Source organism: Funiculus sociatus GB2-C1, assembly GCF_039962115.1.
GTDB lineage: Bacteria > Cyanobacteriota > Cyanobacteriia > Cyanobacteriales > FACHB-T130 > Funiculus > Funiculus sociatus.
On the sequence record NZ_JAMPKJ010000002.1, the window covers coordinates 34,510 to 58,811 of the forward strand.

Below are 24,302 nucleotides of genomic sequence, written 5' to 3' on the forward strand. Positions count from 1 at the left end.
TTAAGCTCCGCTGTTTTGATTAGTAAAAGGTTCTGCCATCCCTACTACTACTTTTCGGGAGCCAACAAACGGCATACGTCCATGAGCCGTTAGCATATTATCCAGCATCAATATATCTCCTTCTTGCCAAGGAAATATAACTGTTTCCTGCTGATAAATTTCCCGAATTTCATCTAAAACAGAAGTTTCAATCGGAGAGCCATCACCGTAATAAGCATTACGAGGTAAATCTTCCTCTTTAAATGTTGCCAACAGGGATTGATAAACTTCTGGATTCAGGCTTGAGACGTGAAACAAATGAGCTTGATTGAACCACACCAGTTCGCCCGTTTTGGGATGGGTGGCGACAGCTTGGCAAACCTGACGAGTTCTTAGCTGATTTCCCTTCCAATCAAACTCAATTCCCTTACTCCGGCAATAATTTTCAACTTCAGTTTTATTTGTTGTTTGAAAAACATTTTGCCAGTCAAGGTCTAGTTTATCACCATAATTGCGGACATACATCACTTTTCTCTGAATAAATTTATTTTTAATTTTATTATCAATGCGTTCAAAAACCTTACGACTATCGGCAATCGGGGTCTCTCCTTTCTCTTCGGCAGATTTGACGCAGAAGAACCAAATTTTTAACGGCCATTCTAGGGAATAAGCCATCTCATTATGTAAAGGAATAACTTGGGTGGCAGGATATTCAGTTGACGTATATATGTTGCCACTTACTTGAGTTCGGGGTGTTGACCGATAGGAATATTCAAGTAATTCTCCGGAAATTGCTTGGATAAATTGCTCAAATTCGGGTAATTCTTTAAGATCAAAGTTCCGAAACAGTAAGCCACCATGTTTTAATAACTGTGTCTCGATCCATGAGCGATTATTTGTTGCCCACGTAATCAAATTCAACCCATCTACCGCTGGTTTAATTACCAAGGGTAGAGGATTTTCAGGCTGAAAGCACTCTATCTGAATTAATTTTTCTGGGGAGATGCTGAGGGTTTTTCGCCTGACATTGCTTGGCTTCATCGTGTTGAGATTTGTAGATTCTTTCATCAGTGGTTATCCCGTTCTAATTGTTCAGTTGCAACGCTAATCGTCTTGCGCCTGACATTTCCTATTTTTTGACGACGAACCGCTTGGAAATCTTTTTGTTTCAGAATTTGTTGTTGTTTGTCGCCTTCTATCAGTGCTTCTTTAAGGGCGCAGATATTAGCATCAGGTTGTTCCAGAACCCGGTGTAGCATAAATTGGAAATGTTCTAAAATTTGAGCGATGGCGTCCGGTGCAAAACGGCAAGAATCGTATAAAATTTGCAGCGACAAGTCCGGTAACAGAACTCTGACAGTCAGAGGATAATTATTTTTGGAGGAAGAGCGAATATTGCCAAATTCAAATTCTCGGAACCCTTCACGTAAGGATGGATCTACTGGATAGTTTTGGAAGACAACAATACTTTCAAATAGAGGCAAGTCCCTTGGCATATCGCTCGATTTGTGCAACTGCACTAAAGGAGTGTGTTCGTATTGACGGGCTTCAACTTGCTGGGACTGAATTTTCTTGAGCAACGAGACAAAAGAATCTTCAGGAATCAGTTGTACTCGCACTGGCAGAGTATTAATAAAAACCCCGACAATTGATTCCGAACCAGCGAGGTTGGGCGGACGGCCGGAAACGGTGCTACCAAAAACTACATCTTCGGCACCGCTATAGTGGTTCAGCAGCAACGCCCAAGTTCCTTGAATTAAGGTATTTAGAGTTAATTGATGCTGTTTGGTAAACAGTAGTAAGGCGGCGGCGGTGGCTTCTGAAAGCTGGATTTGCTGTTTATTTTCGCTTTGTTCTAAGTTGGGCAATTTTTGGGAAACCGGATTGATTTCTAGGGGAGTTGGTGTTGTGAAACCTTTAAGCATTTGCTGCCAAAATACCTCAGCTTTGGATAGATCCTGCTGCTGTAACCATGCAATGTAGTCCCGATAAGGACGGGGGCGTTTGGGATTTAAGTCTTGTCCCTGAGAGAATGCTTGGTAAAATGCGATCGCGTCTTTGAAAACGATGGGCATAGACCACCCATCTAGCAATAGGTGATGATGGCTCCAGATGAATAGATTGGTGTTGTCGGTCAGCTGGATTAAAATTAGGCGCATCAGGGGTGCTTGCGACAAATCGAAGCCTTGACGATCGCGCTTTAGAACAGCTTCCAGCCGTTCCTGGTCGGTTAGAGATCCCCGCCAATCTTGCTGTTCCCAAGGTAATTCCACTTGTCGATGGACGACTTGAAGCGGTGTATCAATTTCTCCGTAAAAAGAGGTTCGCAGAACTGGGTATAAGTCTACAACTCGCTCCCAGGCTTGCTTGAAGGCTGAGATATTTAAGTTTCCCTTGAGGGTGCAGCTAAACTGTTCGCAATAGATTCCAGAGTCGGGATCGTAAAGGGTATGAAAGAGCATCCCCTGTTGTATAGGCGAAAGAGGGTAAATATCCTCTATCTGCGATTGGACAAACAACTCATCAAGTGTTTGCTGATCCAGTTTTGCTAATGGGAAGTCAGATGGAGTATAGCCTCCAGCTTCCGGAGATTGGCAATGGGCGATAAGCGATCGCAATGCCTCGATAAACCCTTGCGCCAAAGCCTCAATTGTGGATTGGTGATGAACACTCTGGCTGTAAGTCCAATCTAGTTGCAACTGACCGCCAACCACAAAACCGTTGATTTCTAAGAGTTCGCTGCGATTGTCTCGCAAACTGCGTTCTATCCCACGAGGTTCTGAAGACCAGTTAAATAGAGGTGATGAAAGCGTCTGGTCAAACTGACCCAAGTAATTGAAACACACCTGGGCTTGAGGAAGCGATCGCAGCGATTCGACTATAAAAGGATCATTGCTCAAATAGCGCAGAATCCCATAGTCTATCCCTCGATGGGGAATGCTCCGCAACTGCTCTTTGATAGCTTTTAACGCTTCCCCAGGATCAGAATCTCCCAACAGCAACACTGGAAAAACTGATGTAAACCAGCCCACAGTACGGGACAAGTCTACATTGTCAAAAATTTCCTCCCGTCCGTGACCTTCCAAGTTAACAAGTAGCGATTGTTCTCCCGTCCACTTTGCAAATGCTTGCACCAGCGCCGTTAACAACACATCATTAATCTGGGTGCGATAGGCAGCAGGCACCTTTTGCAACAAAGCTTTGGTTTCTGCAACACTCAGGGAAACTGATAAAATCCGGGCGGAACCTACTGTATTAGACCCCCCAGGAAAGTCCACTGGTAGACGTGACGATTTGCTCTTTTTCGCTAACCAATAATCCAGTTCCAGCAAAGCCTTACTGCGAGCATACTCAAGCAACTGTTGCGACCATTGCTTGAAGGAGGTTGTTTTCAATGGTAAGGCAAGCGTTCCTGTGTCGTTGGCATTCGCTTGTGTGTGGTGCTGATAGATTGTCTGCAAATCCTCAACTAAAATTCGCCAAGAAACGCCATCTACCGCCAGGTGGTGAATTATTAACAGCAGGCGACTTGTTTTTTCACCCAGCTTAAAGAAAGCTGCTCGTATCAGAGGCCCTTGCGATAGGTTTAAGCTGCTCTGTAGTTCAGTGGCGGCTGCCTCCAGAGTGAATTTTTGCTTTTCTGCTGGCAAGTCTGACAAATCCACATAGGAGAAAGGCACCAAATCATCAGAATTGGCATTAATTTGTTGCCAACCAGACTCAGTTTGTATAAACCGCAGGCGGAGAGCATCGTGATGGATTGACAACTGCTGCACAGCCCGTTCTAAGAGTTTCGGGTCAACATCTGGCTGCACTTCTAGCAACAGAGATTGATTCCAGTGGTGCGGGTCAAGTAAATTTTGCTCAAAGAAGCAGTGTTGAATGGGTGTAAGTGGTAGCGAACCCACAACTAAACCTTGTTCTGCCTGAATTGCTCCAGTTGTGTCAGCGACCGTTGCCAAATCTGCAATTGTCTGGTGCTGAAACATTTGCTTCGGGGTCAGCTGAACTCCTGCTTGATGAGCTTTGGCAATCACCTGAATGCTGAGAAGAGAATCGCCGCCTAATTCAAAAAAGTTGTCATGGATGCCTACCCGCTCGATACCCAAAACCTGCTCCCAAACCTGAGTTAAGATTTCCTCAACGGGAGTGCGAGGCATAAACGTTTCTTGGGGTGCTAACCGCGTTTGATCTGGTGCTGGCAAAGCTCGACGGTCTACTTTGCCGCTGGGTGTCAGCGGTAGAGTCTCTAACAGCACGAACGCAGATGGCACCATATACTCAGGTAGCTTCTGTTTCAGAAAGCTCCGAAGCTGCGATACTAGATCGCTTTGCACTTGGTTATCCGGACTCGGAACAACATAAGCTACCAAACGCTTTTGGTTTGATACATCTTCCCTGAATGCGATCGCAGTTTCTCGTACAGATGGGTGTTGACTCAGTAGAGCCTCAATTTCTCCAAGTTCAATCCGGAAGCCACGAATCTTTACTTGGTGGTCAATACGTCCCAAAAATTCAATATTTCCATCGGGAAGCCACCTTCCTAAATCTCCTGTTTTATAAATTAAATCTTTATTAGTACCAGGCAAACATTTTGCCGTATTTGGAAAAGGATTAGGAACAAAGCTTAACTGGGTACTTTTTTCATTTTTCCAATACCCCACACCAACACCAAATCCCGATACGCAAATCTCCCCAGGAACCCCAACGGGTAACAACTGCATTTTGCGGTCAAGAATATAGATATTTAAGTTAGCTAAGGGTTTACCAATTGAAACTGTTCGTTCCTCTAAAGGCTTGTCTATTATCAACTGAGTTATATCATCAGCCGCTTCAGTAGGGCCGTAAGCATTGACAACTTTAATTGAGGGATACAGACTAAGCCACTGATTTACCATCTCTACCGAAACAGATTCTCCCGTCACCATCATCCACTTCAAATCTGGTAACAGTCTTTGGTCGTTTGACAGTTGGGAAATATATTCTAATAAGCTTCTTAAAACAACTGGGACAATTTCAATAATAGTAACTTTTTTATCTTTGATATCATGAAACAATTTCTCAGGATTGCAGACTGTTTGCGTGTCTACAATAACTGTCGTCCCACCAATTAAGATTGGCGCTAAGAATTGCCATACAGAAATGTCCGATGAAGCCGGGGCGCTTTGCAGGAATATAAGGTTTTCCGTAAGATTTAAAGCATCATATTGGGCATAAATATGATTAATAGCGCCGCCATGTCTGATAATTGCACCTTTAGGAAATCCCGTTGAACCGGAAGTATATATCATGTAAGCAGCATCGATTCCCCGATTAATAGCATCTATCGCAGTCGGTAAATGCTGGAAATCGCCTTGCTGATATAAATTTACTCCGGTTATTTTTTGGTTGCTCTCATCGGAAATGGCATCTAGGCAAATAATTGATTGTAAGCAAGAACATTCAGATATAACTTCCGGCAATATATTCAGAGATAAACCCTCTGTTAATAGAACCTGAACTTCGCTATTCAATAGCATATATCTGATTCTATCGGCTGGATAAGTTACATCAATGGGTACGTAAGCTGCGCCAGCTTTTAAGATAGCGAGTATTGCTATTAAATAATTTGGATTTCGTTCCTTTAAAATTCCAACAAAGCTACCATTTGTGATTCCCAGTTTACGCAAAAATAAAGCAAGCTGATTTGCCTGATCGTTCAGTTCGCAGTATTTTAATTGAGTGTTTTCAAAAACTACCGCAATCCGATCCGGTGTTTTTTCTACTTGTTCTTCAAATAAAGCGTGAATTGTTTTAGTGACTGGATAAGATTTGGCATTATCATTAAATTCTTCTAATAATTGCTTTTTGTCGGCTGCTGTCAAAAAATCAAGCTGCGCTAGAGGAATGTTTATGTCACCAAGAGCGATTTCAAGAATATTGATATAGTGCGCGATCGCTTGATTGATAGTTTCCTCTTTGAAAAGAAGCGAACTATACTCAATTTTTCCTTTTAAGAGATTCTCAGTAACTACAAAAGAAAATGTAATATCGTTTTTCGTTTCCTCCAAGCTAGGCTGATTGTGAATGTTCTCTAGCAACATGATGATGTCAAATATTGAACATCGATTCTCACTTCGTGGCAGCTTTAACAAGCCTACTAATTCATCAAAAGGATAGTTTTGATGGCTATAAGCACCAATAACAGTATCTTTTACTTGTAAAAGAAAATCTTTAAAGGTCAGGCTATCTGCTACCTGCGATCGCAGCGTAACAAAAGTATTTAAATCCTCATTATCTCCTATTCTATAAACAGGTGAACCGACAACTACATCATCATTGCCAGTATATCTGTTTAGCAATATCTTCAGCGCTGATAAAAGAACTAAATAGATAGACAAATAGGAACGATTAGTTAACTTAAAAATTGCCTCCGATAAATTTTCTGACAACTCGAAACTGATAGATTGGTTTTTCTTGCCATAAGGTACTGGTCTTAGATAATCCGCAATCAAAGTTGTTTCCGGTAATTCTCCGGATAACTTGTGTAACCAATATATTTTCTGAGTAAACAAGTCTTCAGAAAGAGGACTATTTCTAATATTTTTAGTCATTGTTTACGTCTATATCCTGTATTAAACTTTCAGCTTGATACCTTACGAAATTCTCTCTCAGGTTTGTCAACTACCAATTACATTAAATAGCCCTCCTAAATCATCTTGATTTTTTATTGTTTCTTCGCTTAGCTGTACGCCAAGGGGATTATTTAAAAAAGGCAGCAATAAAATCAGATTGCTAATTAATACAGTCGAAAAAAGCTTGCTTAATAATTGAACAACCCTTTCTTAAAACAGGCATTTCAATATTCAAAGGGGGCAAAATTTTAATTACCGTATCATCTCTTCCCACCCTTTCAACGATTAACCCTAGTTCATAGCAACGCTGCGCGATCGCTTTCGCAAAACTTGCGCCTCTATCCGACAGATCGATTCCCCAAATCATGCCGATCCCGCGAATAACTATTTTTTCACTTAAGCAAGCTATCTCCTCATTAAGGAAAGTATTCAAAAAAGATTCTTTAAGTTTGACCTCGTATTCAAGATTAATACTTTCTCTGTACTCTATAGCCGCCGATGCTCCCACAAATGCCAATTGATTTCCTCTAAAAGTGCCTGTATGTTCGCCTGGTTCCCAAATGTCAAACTCTGGCTTAATCAATAACAAAGACATGGGAAACCCGTAACCACTGATAGATTTTGAGATAGCTACTATGTCAGGAACAATATTGGCTCTTTCAAAAGAAAAGAATGGGCCTGTGCGACCGCAGCCGACTTGAATATCATCACAAATTAATAAAATATCATGGCGATCGCACAAATTTCTGAGCCTTTGCATCCACTCGATTGGTGCTACAACAACACCACCTTCAGCTTGTACCGTTTCAAATATAATTGCTGCTGGTTTTTCCACCCCAGAATTAACATCAGTCAGTACCGTTTCCATATACTCTATGGTGTCGAAGTTTTCCATATAACCATAGGGGAACGGCATAAAAGTTACATGGTTTGATGTTACTCCTGCCCCTAAGCGAATACCGTTATTGCTACTAATAGCTAAGCTGCCTAAAGTCATGCCGTGATATCCTCCCATAAATGAGAATATACCAGTTCTTTGCTTGACTTTTCTTGCCAGTTTTAAAGCGGCTTCAACAGCATTTGTTCCGGTAGAGCCACAAAATTGAATCTTGTAATCGAGGTCTTTAGGTATTAAAACAGCTTCAGAAAACTTTTCTAAAAAGTCTCTTTTAGCCATTGTATGTAAGTCTAGACCATGAGCGATCGCATCCGATTCTAAATATGAAATAACTTTTTGTTTTATGTATTGATTGTTGTGTCCATAATTAAGAGCGCCAGCACCAGCAAGAAAGTCGATAAACTCTACGCCTGATTCCGAATAAACGGTAGAACCTACAGCTTTATGGAAAACATCGGGAAAATTTCTACAATAAGTTCTGACATTTGACTCGCGTTCTTCAAAGATATTCATATAATTCTTCTCCTTGGGCAATTGGGTCGCTGTGAGAGGGAATAACAAAAGCTTAATTAGGCTGGTTAATGTTGGGTTTCGTTAGTACAATTACTGATTATTATTGGGTTTCCTTCCTCAACCCAACCTACAATTAGTTAAGAGCAAAATCGAAGTTAAAAGTTGCTTCTTTTTCCAGCATGAAAGTAATATGCTGCTCAGATTTTGTTAGCAAGGGTAAATCTGATAGGCGCTGATTAGGATTGGCAACAATGCCTTCTAATAAAGTTTGAAAATGTCCCAACATGCTGCTAATTGTAGCGGGAACAAACAGGTCAGTGCTGTACTCCACCGTCCCGATAAGTCCTTGTGGCGTCTCCATTATGTCGAAGCTCAAATCGAACTGCGCTGTATTACTTTTAACGTCTAACAAACTCACGCTTAGACCTGAAAGCTGCAAGGCTGGCGTCGGGGCATTATTCAACGAAAACCACACTTGAAACAGCGGATGATAGCTCAGGTTACGTGTAGGCTGAAGTTTTTCTACCAATTGCTCAAAAGGCAAATCTTGATGATCGTATGCTTCTAAAGCTACTTTGCGGACTCGATGCAAAAGTTCTCGGAAACTTGGGTTGCCTGATAGGTCAGTCCGCATCACCAAAGTATTGACAAAAAATCCAATAAGTCCCTCAAATTCAGCTCGGTTACGGTTAGCAATCGAGGAGCCGATAAGGATATCATCTTGCCTAGTGTAACGGTAAAGTAAGGTTTTGAATGCAGCAAGCATTGTCATGAACAGGGTGACATTTTCTCGCTGCGAAAGTGTCTTGAGTTGCTCAGAGAGGTTAGTAGGTAATCCGAAAGATTGGGTGGCACCTTGACCAGTTTGAACTGTCGGTCGCGGGCGATCACTAGGTAACTCTAGTACGGATAAGTTGCCACTTAACTGTTGCTTCCAGTAGGACATCTGAGCTTCTAGCACTTGTCCCTGCAACCTTTGCCGCTGCCAGATAGCGTAATCAGCGTACTGGATGGGCAGTTCGGGAAGCGGTGAAGGACGACCTTGAGAAAAGGCTTCATAGAGTGCTGCTACTTCGCGAACCAGCACACCCTTAGACCAACCATCGCTAATGATGTGGTGTATCGTTAGCAGCAATACGTGCTGTTCTTCATCCAGCTGTAGCAACTTTGTCCGCAGTAAAGGCCCTTGGGACAAGTCAAAGGGTTGTTGGGTTTCTTGCGCGATCGCGTTTTGCACCTGAACATCGCGATCGCTGTGCGATCGCGATCGCACAAACACCACCGGAAGTTTCCACCTCAAACTTGGCGCAATCACCTGAACAGGTTGCCCATCAACCATCACAAACGTAGTTCGCAAGGCTTCATGACGGCGCACAATTTCGTTTAAACTTTCCTCTAACGCTGGCACGTCAAGCGCACCCGTCAGTTGTATGGCGACAGGGCTAATGTATTGAAGGCTACCTGGCTCCAACCGATCGAAAAACCACAACCGCTGCTGGGCAAAAGAGGCCGGAAATACAAAGACATCTTCTTCGGAAGTATTAACATCGGAGGAAAAATCTACTTTCATCGTCACCATACCTGACTTGAGCTTTGAAGCTGTCTTCCCGTGAACTAAAGTTCCGGCTGAAAGCTAAAACCCATTGAAATGGGTTGTTTTTGCGTTTTCAGTCAGTTTCCACTGACTTGAGCTTTGCGCTGGGAAATTGATTTCCCAGCGTTGAGTGCGTAAGTCACAAGGTGAGAGGATCACCATCTTTCAAAGAAGAAAGCTTCACCCGGTGCGCCGTTCGCGAAACTGCTACGATTTCTGGTTCATTAAGGTAGGCACCTTTGTCCTTCGCCTGCTCAATTTTCTTGGCGACTCCAGCAATAGTTGGCATTTCAAAAAAGTCGCGCAGAGGTAGTTCTACTTGGAACGCTTGGCGCAACTTAGAAATAACTAAGGTAGCAAGTAGAGAGTGTCCGCCCAACTCAAAGAAGTTATCGTGGATACCCACCTGTTCGATACCCAGGACTTCCGCCCAGATTTTAGCGATCGCTTGCTCTGTGGAAGTACCAGGAGCAACAAATCCCAACTCAGGCCGGATCTGGTCTGGGACTGGCAAAGCTCCACGGTCTACTTTGCCATTAGCTGTCAGTGGCAAAGCCTTCAATATTACGACAGATGGCACCATATACTCTGGCAGCTTCTGTTGCAGGAAGTGGCGTAAATCATTGGTATTGGTAACTTGTCCCGGATGCGGAACTACATAGGCTACCAACCGCCGATCACCCGGTTCATCCTCCCGCGCCAAAATGACAACTTGGCGAACAGATGGGTGTTGACTCAGCAGTGTCTCAATTTCTCCCAACTCAATGCGGAAGCCTCGAATTTTCACTTGGTCGTCAGTCCGACCAAGAAACTCCAAATTGCCATTCGGTAAGTAGCGAACCAGGTCGCCAGTTTTGTAAAGCCGCGCCTCGGTGTCGCTAAAGGGATTTGATATGAACCGTTCTGCGGTCAAATCTTCTCGGTTGAGATAACCCCGTGCTAACCCCGCACCGCCGATGTATAATTCGCCGGAAACGCCGACTGGCACTAGCTGGAGATGCCGATCTAGCACATAGACCTGGGTGTTAGCTAGAGGACGACCGAGGGGAACAGTCTCAGAATCATGGCGATCGCCTTTGTCTACCTGATAAGTCAGTACGCCGACAGTAGCCTCTGTAGGGCCGTAGTGATTGAGAATCTGGCACTCAGGTTTGTGTTGCTGAATTTGATCGATTAGTTGCCAACTCACCGCCTCACCACCCAAAACTAAACGCTGTGGCAAAATTTGCGCTGAGTGCGAAGATGCCAAAAGCGCGGCTAGGTGGGAAGGAACAATTTTCAGACAGTCAATTGGATAGCGGCCAAAGTAGTCTGCTAGCGCGGCTGAGTCGGTAGCGCGTTCTGCGGACACTATATGCAGGCACCCTCCCGTACACAAGGCGGGAAATATAACGGTGTTACCTAAGTCTGCTGCGAAGGTCGATACAAGTGCGAAGCTGGCACCAGTCGGTAAATTCAGCTTGTCTAGAATCCCTCTCAGGTAATTGAGGAGTTGCTGATGTTCGATGGCAACTGGCTTGGGTTTTCCTGTCGAGCCAGAGGTAAACAGCACATAAACTAAATTTTTACTGTTCGCCTCGCTGGTGGGATTGGCATTGCTCTGTTGAGCCGCTTCCCAGTCTTCATCTAAACATACCGTTGTTTTTCCCTCATAACTATTACCACAAAATTGCCTTTTTGTCAATAAAACCTGAGCGACTTGCGACATGAAATCCAGACGCTCTTGGGGTAAAGTCGGGTCGAGGGGAAGATAGGCTCCGCCTGCTTTGAGGATGCCCAACATTCCCACCACCATATCTAGCGATCGCTCCAAACAAAGCCCCACCACCACTTCTGGTTTCACTCCCAACATCTGTAGGTGATGGGCAATTTTATTGGCACGAGCATTGAGTTCGCGGTAGGTAAGTTGTTGATCTTCAAAAACAACGGCAATATTATCCGGCGTTTGTGCGGCTTGGGCTTCAAACAGTTGGTGAATACATTGCTGTTCGGGGTAATCGGTTTGAGTGTTGTTATGGGCTAAAAGTTGAGCGCGATCGCTAGGCTGTAGAATCTCTAACTGACTAATTGCAACTTCCGGATTCTCCGTAGCACTGGCAAACAATGTCTGAAATTGCTTCACCAACCGTTGAATTGTCTCGGCTGAGAACAAGTTGGAATCATAGTAAAAATCTGCCTTTTCGCGAGTGCAAACCAGTTTTATTTTGAACCGCTCAATGCAGCTGTAGAAATTCAACAGCGAAAATGACACCCCTGCGCCAAAGCGTTTTAAAACGCTTTGCTCAAACTCGAAACCAACCGCAAATTGCGCCTTGCTAGTCACCCCATCAAAAGGTTCCCAGACAAAATACTCCTGCCATTCAGAAGCCTCTCGCATTGCTTGGCTTACCAGTTCCAAAACTTCTTTAAAGCGCAAATCTGCCTCTAAACAGCTCTTAATTGGCAACCATTTCGTACATAGTCCCAAAACCGAATGCAGTGTTTCAAATTCTCTACCATCCACCGATGCGCCAACAATAATTTCCTCTCCGGTGAGCCGCCACAGCAGAACTTGCCAAGATGCTAGCAACCAGATATCGAGAGCAATATCAGATTTTTCCAGCTTAGCAACCGCTTTAGAATCAAGTGTTAAACTAACACAATCGATTTCAAATTCTGATTTTTTCAGATTGCGCTCAAAAGGTAGTTTAATCCTGTCTAAATTAGAAATATCCTGGTGTTCCCAATATTCCTTACCTGTCGCATCCTCTTCTTCTAATAATTGATGCTGCCATTCTGAAAATTGGACATATTGCACTTCCTCAGTTGAAAAATCCCCAGCATAAGCCAAGCTGATTTTCTCAACCAACTTCTGAAGCGTCCAGCTATCCGCGCACAGTGCAGGCAAACTGATCAGCAAAATATACTTGTCTGCTGATAGCTTTAATAAAGACAAGTGTAATGAAACTTGCTCTAAGTCAAAATTTGCCCGTTTCGCTTCTTGAAAAAGTGCCGTAATTTTGGCTTCCTGCTGCTGGGGTTCCTGATCGCTTAAATCAATTTCTCGCCACAAGGGAACGCTGCTATCCGCTACAACCATAACTGGAATCTTCATCCCAGGTAGGCGGTGGAAGGTTGTCCGCAGAATCTCATGTTGATTGAGGACTTGCTCTAAAGCTGTTTTTAAGACATCTACTTTCAGATTTCCTTCTAGAAGAAGGGCGCAGTAAGCAGCGCTATCTTGTTGTAACAACCAAAGACGCTTCTGTTGAGGAGAAAGCCGAAAGCCGCCGAGGGTTTTACTGTGCATTTGCTTTCACCATTCCTTTGTATTTAATTTCTGCGCTACGCATTAATTCCCCCAATGCCACTACAATCTTGCGGGAACCTACATAAGGGTTGCGACTGTGTGCGGCGAGCATATTGTCTAGCATCAATACGTCTCCTTGTTGCCAAGGGAAAGCGATCGCGGCTTCTTGATAAACCGCTCGAATTTCTGTTATTACAGAGTCTTCAATGGGCGAACCATCTCCGTAATAAACGTGACGCGGCAACTGGTCTTCTCCGAACAGGGATAATAAGGATTCCCGGACTGCTGGATCTAGGCATGAGGCATGGTGCAACTGCAACTGATTAAAAAACACCAACTCATTCGTCTTCGGATGCTTAGCGACTGCTGGACGAACCAGGCGAGTTCTCAAACCATTGCCCGAAAGCCACTCAAAAGCGATGCCCGCTTGATGGCAATATTCCTCTACTACAGCTTTATCGTTGGTGTGAAAGAATTCTTGCCAGCTTACGTCAAAGTTCTCGGTATAGTTGCGAACATACATTAGTTGCTTTTGTTGAAATTTTTCTCGCAGCCTGGGGTCAAGCAACTGGTAAACTTTTCGACAGTCCACGATTGGCGTTTCGCCCCCCTGCTGCGCTGGTTGCACGCAGAAGAACCAGATTTTCAAGGGCCAGTAATGCAGATGGGAACTTTCGTTATGGAACAAAATAGCTTGTTCCGGCGGATAAGGTGTTGAGCCGTAAACTTTGCCGCTGACTTCCACACGCGGTAAGTCTCCATACTCAGCGAACAATGTGGCAATTGCCTGAGCAAAACTTTCAAATTCAAGCACAGAAGCGACGCGGAAGTTGCGGAAAAGAATCGCACCGTGATGCAGCAATTTTGTTTCTAGGAATTCCCGGTTGCTCTTAGCCCAGTCGATGAGATCGATATCGTCAACGTTTGGCTTGATCACTAGAGGGAGGGTTTCTTCAGTACCTAAAAACTCTGTTTGGATCAATTTCTCCGGTAAGAAACTGACAGCCTTGGGCTGGATGTTCATCAACTGCTTGAGCTTGGATTCTTTGCGCTCTTTTTTTGAAGCAGCTTGTTGAGTTCTTTCCACTACGTTAAGCATTTCTAAGGTGTTTATTCGGGCATCTGGTTGAGCCACAATGGACTCTAGTAGCGTTTCTAAATGACCTGACATTCGAGCGATAGCGCTTTTCTCGAAAAGGTCGGTTCTATAGTTCCAAGTGCCAACAATTCCCTGCTCGGTTTCGCTCACAAACAAAGCCAAATCAAACTTCGCCGTGCCGCTGTCGATATCCAACAGTTTCAAGCTTAAGCCTGGAAGCTCTAAGGCTGGCATCGGGGCATTTTGCAGAACAAACAATACTTGAAATAGGGGTGTGTGGTTTCCTTTGCGCTCCGGTCGCAGTGCCTCTACCAGCTTTGCGAAGGGTAGATCCTGATGGGCGTATGCTTGTAGCGCTACCTCCCGCACTCGCCCTAGCAATTCTCGAAAACTTGGGTTGCCAGCTAGATTAGTCCGCAAGACTAGCAAGTTGACAAAAAAACCAATTAGTGGTTCTGTTTCAGCTCGGTTACGGTTAGCAACATCAGTGCCTACAACGATATCTTCTAGACCCGTGTAACGCTGTAACAGTACCTCAAATGCTGCCAGCAAGGTCATAAATAGGGTGACACCTTCCTGGCGCGAAAGTGTCTTGAGCGCTTGTGATCGGTCAGGGGAGACCAGGAAGGAATGAGTGGCACCCTGATTAGTTAATGAAGCTGGTCGCTTCGTGTTAGGTAACTCCAACACGGGCAATCCCGCTAGCTGCTGTTTCCAGTAAGCAAGCTGAGATTCTAAGACTTCAAGATGCGATCGCTCCTGCTGCCAAACGGCAAAGTCTGCATACTGAATTGACAGGTCGGGGAGTGGTGAGGGAACGCCTGCACAGAAAGCTTTGTATAACGCTGCTAACTCTCGAATCAGCACTCCAATCGACCAAGCATCAAAGATAATATGGTGCATCGTCAATAGCAGCACATATTCTGTCTCATCGAGTTGCAATAAAGTGCCACGCAGTAACATTCCCTGTGTTAGGTCAAAGGGGCGCTGCGCCTCTTGGGTGGCTAGTCGCTGAACTTCTGTGTCCTGCTCTATTGTTGGCAACCACCGCAGGTCTACCACAGGTAGGGTTAAGGTTAAGCTGGGAGCGATCGCTTGAAATGGTTGTCCATCCACCGTTACAAAAACCGTTCGCAAGGCTTCGTGACGCTTGATGATTTCGTTAAAACTCTGCTCCAACGCCGCTACATTCAGCGAACCACTTAGTCGCACGGCGGCGGGAATGTTATGCACAGCAGTACCAGGCTGCAATTGCTCCAGAAACCACAATCTAGCTTGAGCAAAGGATAGGGGCAAATTGATTGTCCGTGAAACGCGCTCAATAGGCATCTCCAGTTTTTGCCCCAGCTTCATCGTCGTCTCGATGCGATGGGAGAGTTCGCTGACTGTCGGCGACTCAAACAAACAGCGCACAGGTAGTTCTATCTCCAAGACTTGCCGCAACTGAGAAACCACCTGAGTAGCTAGTAAGGAGTGTCCGCCTAATTCAAAGAAGTTGTCATAGATACCTACTTGTTCCAGTCCCAGAATCTTTGCCCAAATTCCGGCGACTATTTCTTCTAAGTAGGTGCGCGGAGCGACAAAATCTGAGTGTTGCCGTCTTGTCTCCAGTGCTTGCAACGCCTGACGATCAACCTTACCGTTGGGTGTCCTCGGTAGTTCCGGCAGCATCGCAAACGTTGCTGGAATCATATATTCTGGCAATTTCAAGAAGCGACGCAGGCAACTAATTGTCGGTGTCTCCTCTGTCGGGACAACACAAGCTACCAGGTACTTATCGCCCGCCGTATCTTCTTTTACTAGAACTACAGCTTCTTTAACCATTGGGTGTTGTCTGAGAGCTACCTCAATTTCTCCCAACTCGATGCGGAAGCCGCGAATTTTTACTTGATGGTCACTTCGCCCGATGTATTCAATATCACCATTAGGCAAGTAGCGGGCGATATCGCCAGTCTTGTACAGTCGAGTGTTGGGTTCATCAGTGAAGGAATGCAGGATGAATTTTTCAGCTGTTAAATCGGGACGGTTCAGGTATCCTCTAGCTAATCCGGCACCGCCGATGTAGAGTTCGCCGGGAACTCCAATAGGCACAGGTTGTAAATGAGTGTCTAGTAAATAAACCTGTGTATTAGCGATGGGGCGACCAATAGAAAGGCTGCTTTGTTGATTTGTGCAGCAAGTAACGTCAGCAGACACTTCTGAGGAGCCGTAAAGGTTTAAGAGAATGCTCTCTGGCAGATTTTCTCGAAAGCGCTGCCATAAATCGACAGTTAACGCTTCTCCACTGACTACCCAAAACTTCAATTTGGGCAAGCATTGAATGTTGCTGTCGGTATCTAATAGCACACGCAGCAAGGAGGGTACGAGGACAATCCGCGTAATGCGATCGCGTTCCAGGGTTTCGATAAATTGTTGCGGATCTTTGATAACTCGGTCGGGAATAATCACCGTCCGCACGCCTTGTAGTAAGGGGCCGAAAATTTCCCACACTGAGTCTACAAAGCTTAAAGATGTCTTCTGGCAACAAACCTCTCCCGGCATAAAGGGATAGGTTTCCCACATCCAATGAAAGCGATTAACAGCACCTCGATGCAAACCCAGGACTCCCTTGGGCATTCCGGTAGAGCCAGAGGTATAGATAACATAAGCTAAGTTGTCAGCTGTAGTCTTGCTGACTGGATTCTCCTTACTGTGTTGGCTGTAATCCCATGCGTCTATGCAGACTACCTGCATCTCATGTTGCGGAAGCCGTTCGACTAGATGCTGAGTTGTCAGTAACACTGACACTTGACAATCCTGCAAGATGAAATTTAAGCGTTCCTGTGGATAGGCAGGGTCTAGCGGTACATAGGCTCCACCCGCTTTGAGGATACCCAAAAGCCCTACGACCATAGAAAGCGATCGCTCTACATATATCCCTACCTGCACTTCCGTACTAACGCCCAAACTTTGCAAATGGTGTGCTAGTTGATTAGCGCGTTGGTTTAGCTCTCGATAGGTCAATTGCTGGTCTTGACAAACGACGGCAACCGTGTCAGGCGATCGCTCTACTTGAGCCTCAAATAGTTCGTGGATACATTGTTTAGGGTAATCAGTTTGAGTACGATTCCACTCCACTAGCAGTTGATCTCGTTCAACTACCTTTAGTAAAGGCAAGTCCGAGAGATGTTGGTCAGGATTTGCAACTATCCCTTCTAACAAAGTTTGGAAATGCCCTAACATTCGGCTAATTGTAGTGACATCAAACAAATCAGTGTTGTACTCTACAAACCCGGTTAATCCTGATGCCGATTCCTCCATTGATAGGGTCAAATCAAATTTTGCTGTTTCATTATCAATCTCTTCAATATCCAAAGTTAACCCCGAAATTTCTGCGGTTAACTTTAGAGCAGGTTGAAGAATAAACATTACCTGAAACAGAGAATTATGGCTCAGGTTCCGCTCTAGGTGCAGAGACTCCACCAGTTGCTCGAAGGATAAATCTTGATGGGCATAAGCGCCCAGTGCTACTTCGCGCACCCGCCGCAGAAGCTCCCGAAAACTGGGATTTCCAGCGAGGTCAGTACGCAGCACCAAGGTATTGACAAAAAAGCCAATCAATTGTTCAAACTCAACCCGATTCCGGTTGGCAATCGGCGAACCTATAATAATATCTTCCTGCCCTGTATATCGATGTAGCAACGTTTTAAAAGCTGCCAACAAAGTCATAAATAAGGTGACATTTTCCTTCTGACTTAGTAGCTTAATTGCCTCGGTAAGGGCAAGGGGCAAGATAAACTTTTGTCGTGCGCCTTTGAAGGTTTGAATAGCTGGTCGGGGTCGGTCGGTGGGCAAATTCAGAACGGGAAGGTTTCCGGCTAATTGTTGCGTCCAGTAGTTTAGCCCAGACGCTAAAATTTCATCTTGTAGAGACTGTCGCTGCCAATAAGCAAAATCTACATACTGAATCGGAAGTTCGGGGAGTGGGGAGGTTTTTCCAGTGGCAAAAGCTGTATAAAGTTCTATCAGTTCTTTGAGTAATACTCCCATTGACCAACCGTCGGAGACAATGTGGTGCAAGGTGAGAATTAGGATGTATTCTGTTTCGGTAAGGTGCAGAAGTTTAGCGGAAAACAGGCGATCGCGTGACAAGTCGAAGGGAATTTTAGCTGCTTCAAGGCTGAGGCGTTGTGCTTCAGTTTCCCGTTCAGTCTGAGATAGCGATTGCAAGTCTATCTTGGGCAAGTTTAAGCTAAGTGTGGGCGCGATCGCTTGCACGGGTTGACCGTCCACAACTCTAATATTTGTCCGCAAGATTTCGTGGCGATGGATAATTTCGTTTAAACTTTGTTCTAATGCTGTTACATCCAGCTCACCTTTGAGGTGAATGGCTATAGGAATGTTATAAGCGAGGTTATTCGGTTCCAACTGATGGACTAACCACAGTTGTTGTTGAGAAAAGGAAAGTGGATGTCCTGAAGCAGACTTTTCAATGGGAAAAAGCAGCGACGCACGAGAAGCTTCCCCTGTCAGTTGACTGAGGATATGCGCTACCAGTTGAGTAATGCAACCTTCAAAGATGTCTGATACAGATACAATAACTTCCAGGTCGCTCTCAATCCGATTTTTGAGCGCAAAAACTCTTAAAGAGTCGAGTCCTAAACTACTAAGAGGCTGTTGAGGATTGACTTGGGATGGGGGAACTCCCAAGACTTGGGCGACTACTTCTTGAAGATAAGTTGTCAGAGTTGATGCTTGTTCTTCGGACGCGATCGCAATTAAAGCTTCACGGGTCAGCCTAATTTCCTCCCCTAGATTGGTACTGTTTAAAATGCTGCTTCCTGCAACCTCCAAGGTGTCTGCCAAAAACGCTGCACGAGTGGCGCGACGTTGAATTTTACCGCTAGAAGTTTTGGGAATACTGCCCGCTTTAATTAAAATTACTGCATAAACTTGCACCTGATGTTCTTCAGTTATTGCCTGACGAATTGCGGCAATAACTTCTTCAACATTCGGTTTAGCGCGAAACTCCAGCTCTTGGACGACTACCAGCTGTTCTTCGCCCTTTCCTTCCACTGAAAAGGCGGCACCACTACCCAAACGCAACGCTGGATGGCTGCGTTCTGCTGTCAGTTCAATGTCTTGCGGGTAGAGGTTGCGACCCCGGATAATAATTAAATCTTTGGCTCGACCTGTAACAAATAGTTCGCCATTTTGCAAAAAGCCTAAGTCCCCAGTCCGCAAAAACGGCCCTTTACCTGTATCTGAAAGATAAGCGCGAAATGTTTGCTCTGTCTCAAAAGGGCGATTCCAATAGCCGTGACAAATACTAGGACCAGAAACCCAAATTTCGCCAATTTCATCCTCAGAACAACTGGTTAAGGTTTCCGGATTGGCAATAATAATCTGCTGTTCTGGTAAAGTTTGACCGCAACTAACTAGACGCTGGGAATTCTGGTCATCAGGTTGAGCGTCAATTATACGGTTGCTTAAAAAAGCAGTTTTTTGAACAGTTTTCGTTATCGGTAACGCCGCCTTAGCACCACCAGAAACCATCAGAGTTGCCTCTGCCATTCCGTAACACGGATAAAAGGACTCTGGACGAAAACCGCACTCAGCAAAGGTGAGAGCAAAACGCTCTAAAGTTTCCTGACGAATTGGTTCAGCACCGTTAAAAGCAACACTCCAACTGGACAAGTCTAGGGTTGACCGTTGTTCGGGGGTAATTTTCTGAATGCACAGTTCGTAGGCAAAGTTAGGAGCGCCGCTGGTGGTTGCCCGATAATGGGAAATTACCTGTAGCCAGCGGTAAGGAGACTGGAGGAATGAGGCTGGCGACATCATAATGCAGGGGAAACCGCCATACAGGGCTTGCAGTACGCAGCCGATCAGTCCCATGTCGTGGTAAACAGGTAGCCAGGAGACATATATACTGCTGGGCGAATTTCCCATGAATTGGTAAGTCATGGTGGCGTTGTGTAGCAAGTTGCTATGACTTACCATTACGCCTTTTGGCGTTCCAGTAGAACCGGAAGTGTATTGTAAAAACGCTAAGGTATCCCCTTCAATCAAAGGCTCTTGCCAAGTGGTTTCCATTTCGGGGGTTAGGTTATCGGTAGCGAGCCACTTGAGGACTGGGTTAGTTTTGATAATTAGGGATTGTACTTTGGAGAGGATGGCTGTTGTCGTCAGTGCGATCGCGGCTTGAGCATCTGTCAACACCGACAAAATTCTGGGGGTGTTGCGTTGGTTGCGCGGTGGGTAAGCGGGAACAGCAATTACTCCTGCGTACAAACAACCTAAAAACGCAGCAATATAATCTAAACCTGGTGGGTAAAGCAGTAAGGCTCTTTCGCCGGTTAAACCCAAAGTCTGAAGTTGGGATGCGATCGCTCGTGCTTTTCCGTCCAAGTCTCGATAAGTTAGGCTAATTTCCTGGGTTTCGCCTTCTTGGAGGAAGGTAAAAGCTATTTGCTCCGGCTGTGTAGCACTTCTGTAGCGCAGTAACTCTACTAAAGTTGAACAGCTGCGGGGGATTCTGGGAAAGTTATTAAAAGCTTGAGCCATATTGCTGTTGGTACTCTATGCAACCCTGACCGGATGCAGCGACTGTAGTCAAACCAAATCTCTTCAAAGCCTAGAAAATCTCTTTTTATGTGAAGCGCTTAGCTTGACGCTTCACGTTTTTTGAACAATTGCGCTGTTGGAGCAATTCTCCTTTGGAGACGCTACTGCGTCGCTAGGTTTTTTGTAGCCCTGTATCGATGAAAGCTTGCTAGTGAGCATCGCAGGGATTCGCGATGCTGCTGTCATAGCCAATCCTAGTCTTTGATAGTTTTTTACCGTGAATTCTTTGCTCTTATTGCGACTCATTTTCGATAAGTCTCAATTACAGTAAACAACTTTATCCACTTTTGGCAACTAGCAATAGATAATCTTTATCATTTGTATTCAATATAATCGAGTTTGACTATTCTAAATGTTCTACTTCTTTTGATAGATGCTAGATAGTAACTTTAAGAGTAAATAAATTTTCTTTACCTTCGTGGCAAACGCGGCTCTATTCGCCGCGCCACAATCGCTTTGGGGGTGTCGGCTTCTTCAGGGAAAAGTTACCCAGCCATTTTTCGGATTTGAGCGATCGCATCTGATTAGTTAACACTTCTTAACCAACTGTCTTTAAAAGAGAGACTCGAAAAACTTCCTTAATGCTTCATTTCGGCTTCTTTTTGGCGAAATTATCTGTTTGGCTCCCCACAATTGGAACGTTAAAAGTGCCAGTCCACCAGTCTTAGCTCTTTTAGTAGTTCAAAGCTGCTAGAGGGTGAGGTGAGCAGGTTCCCCAGCTCAGCCTGATAGTAATTCTCAATAAAATAAATCTGTATAACCATTGACATTGGTAGTAGAGTCATTTTATTTTTACTAAGTTAGTGCAAATAACTTTCAATAAGTAGCCGGGTCATCCACTATGGCCTGACTATATCGATTGGTGTTGAGGAAACCGGATTGAAACTACATAAATTACTCTCTAGCCTGTTGCTGACAGGCTCCGCTACCCTGTTAGCGGCCACTTCTGCGATCGCGCAAACAGTACAAGTAACAGGCGTGCAACTCAAGCAAACGGCGAATGGTTTGCAAGTCATCCTCAAAACTAACAATGGCAATGAAGCGCAAAGCTTTACTGGCCGCTATGGCAACACGTTCTTTACTGATGTCATCAACACTCGACTAAAGTTACCCACAGGACAAAGCTTTAGTGCCAGTAACCCCACAGAAGATGTTGCATCGGTGACAGTACAGCAACTAGATGCTAATAGTATTCGGATTAAAGTTATCGGTACAGATGGTATACCTACAGCACAACTAACTCAAAGCAACCAAAATTTAGTTTTCAATTTAACGCCACCATCAGGGACAGCTGTTGTGCCTCCGCGAAGGACAGCACCTGCAACCAGAACTCCAACAGCACCAACAACACCTTCAACTGGAACTCCGACAACACCTTCAACACCTTCAACTAGAACTCCAACAACACCTTCAACTGGAACTCCGACAACACCTTCAACCGGAATTCCGACAATACCTTCAACCGAGACCCCGACAGCACCAACAACTGGAACTCCGACAACACCTTCAACGGAGACTCCAGTAACTGAACCGGGAACGCCGCCACCTGCTGGAACTGTACCGGATGCTTCTCGACCAGGGGGGACATCGGGAAGTAACGAAATATTGCCGGACAGGCTAATCGTAACGGTAACGCGCACAGAAGAAGCCCTAGAAGATGTACCGCGTTCTGTCACCGTAATCACCAGCGAGCAGATCCAGCGCCAGACAGCCTTGACGAGGGACTTAGGGGAGACTATTGCCAAGTTAGTTCCCGGATTTGGCCCTCCCAATCAACAAAACCGTTCAAATGGTCAAACTTTGCGGGGTCGTAACGCTTCCATTTTGATTGATGGTGTTCCCCAGCAAAACAATAACTCTACACTTGTTCAGTTCAGAAACATTGCTCCTGATGCTATTGAACGCATCGAAGTTGTTCGCGGGCCGAGTGCAACCTATGGAAGCCAAGCGACAGGTGGCACGATTAACATTATTACCAGAAGACCAAGCGAAGAAAGGCTAACTTCTACAACTCAATTTGGTGTGTCAGCTGCTTTGGGGAATTTGGAAGAAGATAGTTTTGGCTATAATCTCCAACACTCACTTTCTGGTACAGAAGGGATTTTTGATTATCTGCTTTCCGTCTCAGGAAATTGGACAGGTGGCTTTTATGATGCTCAAGGCGATCGCATCCCCACTGATAATGGGACTCTAGACGACACCACTACCTATGGCATCTTGGGTAAGGTTGGTTTGAACTTTGATGAAAATCAACGCCTGCAATTTACGATCAATCACACCCGCGATCGCCGAGAAGTCAGTTACATCCCAGACACAACCATTGAAAGTATCCCCGGCTTGCAAAAACCCCGCGCCATTTTTGTTGGGGAACAAGATTATATCGGCACAGACGATCCGGCACAACGAGGTACAGTGATTAGCTTGGGTTACACCAATGAAAATCTTTTAGGTAGTAACGTTCAGGCTCAAGCATATTATCGAGATAATACAGAGATTAGTATTGCTTTTGATTATCGAGATGACGGCTTCTTTGATGCCATTACTCAATTTCCGAGAAGAGAAAATACTTGGGGAGGACGATTACAAATAGACACGCCCTTATTCGAGAATGCTAGTTTACTCTGGGGCGTTGACTATGAAAAACAAAAAAATACGGCTTCCGATGTAGACGTTTTTGACTCAGAAGCTTTTGACAACAGTGGCGGTCGAACTTTAAGAAAAATTGGTTCTCTAACTCCATACACCCCAGCGTATGACTTTGAAAGTTTGGGAGTGTTTGCCCAGATGCAATGGGACTTAAGCGATCGCTTCCGAATCAATGGCGGAGTGCGTCACGAACGTAGCGGTCTAAGTATTGACAACTACACGACTTATGAAGGGCCGGAAAATCCAGGTAGAGACATTGAAGGGGGAGAGAAAAACTTTAGCGCCACCCTTTTTAATATCGGTGCCGTGTATAACTTAACAGATGAAGTAAGTCTGTTTACCAGCTTTTCTCAAGGATTTTCTGTACCTAACGTTAGCTTCGCCCTCGGTTTTCCCCCGGATGGATTTGCAGTTGAAAAAGACTTTCAAGCTTTAGAACCGCAGAAAGTCGATAATTACGAAATTGGAGTGCGAGGTAACTGGAACAATGTGCAAGCATCTATAGCTGGTTTCTACAACTACTCAGCTTTAGGTTCAGTTCTTAGCTTCACAGGAAATGATTTCGGTGACTTTGAACTTCTGCGTTCTCCACAACGGAACTACGGCGTTGAAGCTACTCTTGATTGGCAAGCTGGAGGAGGCTTTGCCCTTGGTGGTACAGTGAGTTGGACTGAAGGCGATATTGATGAAGAAGATACAGGTGATTTTAGACCTCTTAGCAACCGCGACATCCAACCCATAAAGATCACAGCATATGTTGAACATCAAACTACACCCGGCTGGCGAAATCGATTACAACTTTTATATAGTGGCGATCGCAGGCGGGGATTTGAAGATGGGGTTGGTTTCCGTCAACCACTCAGCAGCTACGTGGTGGTTGACTACATCAGTGGCATAAAGTTGGGTCAAGGGGAATTGTATGTAGGCATTGAGAACTTACTAAACAATCAATATTTCCCAGTCTTTTCTCAATCTACGACTGGTGATGATGATAGTAGTTACCTTGCTGCCAGAGGTAGAAGTATCAGCATTGGCTATCGTCTGACTTGGTAATATCGTAACTG

7 protein-coding genes are annotated in these 24,302 nt (G+C 44.9%); 1 reads left to right on the forward strand and 6 read right to left on the reverse strand.

What is annotated here, in order from left to right; all coding sequences use genetic code 11:
• From NDI42_RS01480 to NDI42_RS01505, 6 genes are all read right to left on the reverse strand, one after another.
• Complete coding sequence (locus NDI42_RS01480) at positions 1-1,047, reverse strand: TauD/TfdA family dioxygenase (RefSeq protein WP_199311176.1); 1,047 nt, start codon at positions 1,045-1,047, stop codon at positions 1-3.
• Positions 1,047-6,572: a non-ribosomal peptide synthetase gene (locus NDI42_RS01485; protein ID WP_190455766.1), complete on the reverse strand. Its 5,526-nt coding sequence runs from the start codon at positions 6,570-6,572 to the stop codon at positions 1,047-1,049. Before NDI42_RS01485 ends, NDI42_RS01480 begins: the two co-directional genes overlap by 1 nt.
• Before the next feature lie 181 nt (positions 6,573-6,753).
• Positions 6,754-8,004 carry a diaminobutyrate--2-oxoglutarate transaminase gene (gene ectB / locus NDI42_RS01490; protein WP_190455768.1) on the reverse strand — a complete coding sequence of 417 codons (1,251 nt, stop codon included), beginning with the start codon at positions 8,002-8,004 and terminating at the stop codon, positions 6,754-6,756.
• Between the two features lie 133 nt (positions 8,005-8,137).
• Positions 8,138-9,574, reverse strand: a complete 1,437-nt coding sequence (locus tag NDI42_RS01495; RefSeq protein WP_242017661.1) for a condensation domain-containing protein — start codon at positions 9,572-9,574, stop codon at positions 8,138-8,140.
• Positions 9,575-9,737: 163 nt separating this feature from the next.
• Positions 9,738-12,887, reverse strand: a complete 3,150-nt coding sequence (locus NDI42_RS01500) for a non-ribosomal peptide synthetase (protein WP_190455774.1) — start codon at positions 12,885-12,887, stop codon at positions 9,738-9,740.
• Positions 12,877-20,532, reverse strand: a complete 7,656-nt coding sequence (locus tag NDI42_RS01505; protein WP_190455777.1) for a non-ribosomal peptide synthetase — start codon at positions 20,530-20,532, stop codon at positions 12,877-12,879. The genes NDI42_RS01500 and NDI42_RS01505 overlap by 11 nt, the downstream gene beginning before the upstream one ends.
• Before the next feature lie 939 nt (positions 20,533-21,471).
• Between NDI42_RS01505 and NDI42_RS01510 the strand changes: the two genes are divergently transcribed.
• The gene (locus NDI42_RS01510) at positions 21,472-24,291 is read left to right on the forward strand and encodes a TonB-dependent receptor domain-containing protein (RefSeq protein ID WP_190455780.1); all 2,820 of its coding nucleotides are present in this window, start codon (positions 21,472-21,474) and stop codon (positions 24,289-24,291) included.
• Positions 24,292-24,302 lie beyond the last annotated feature (11 nt).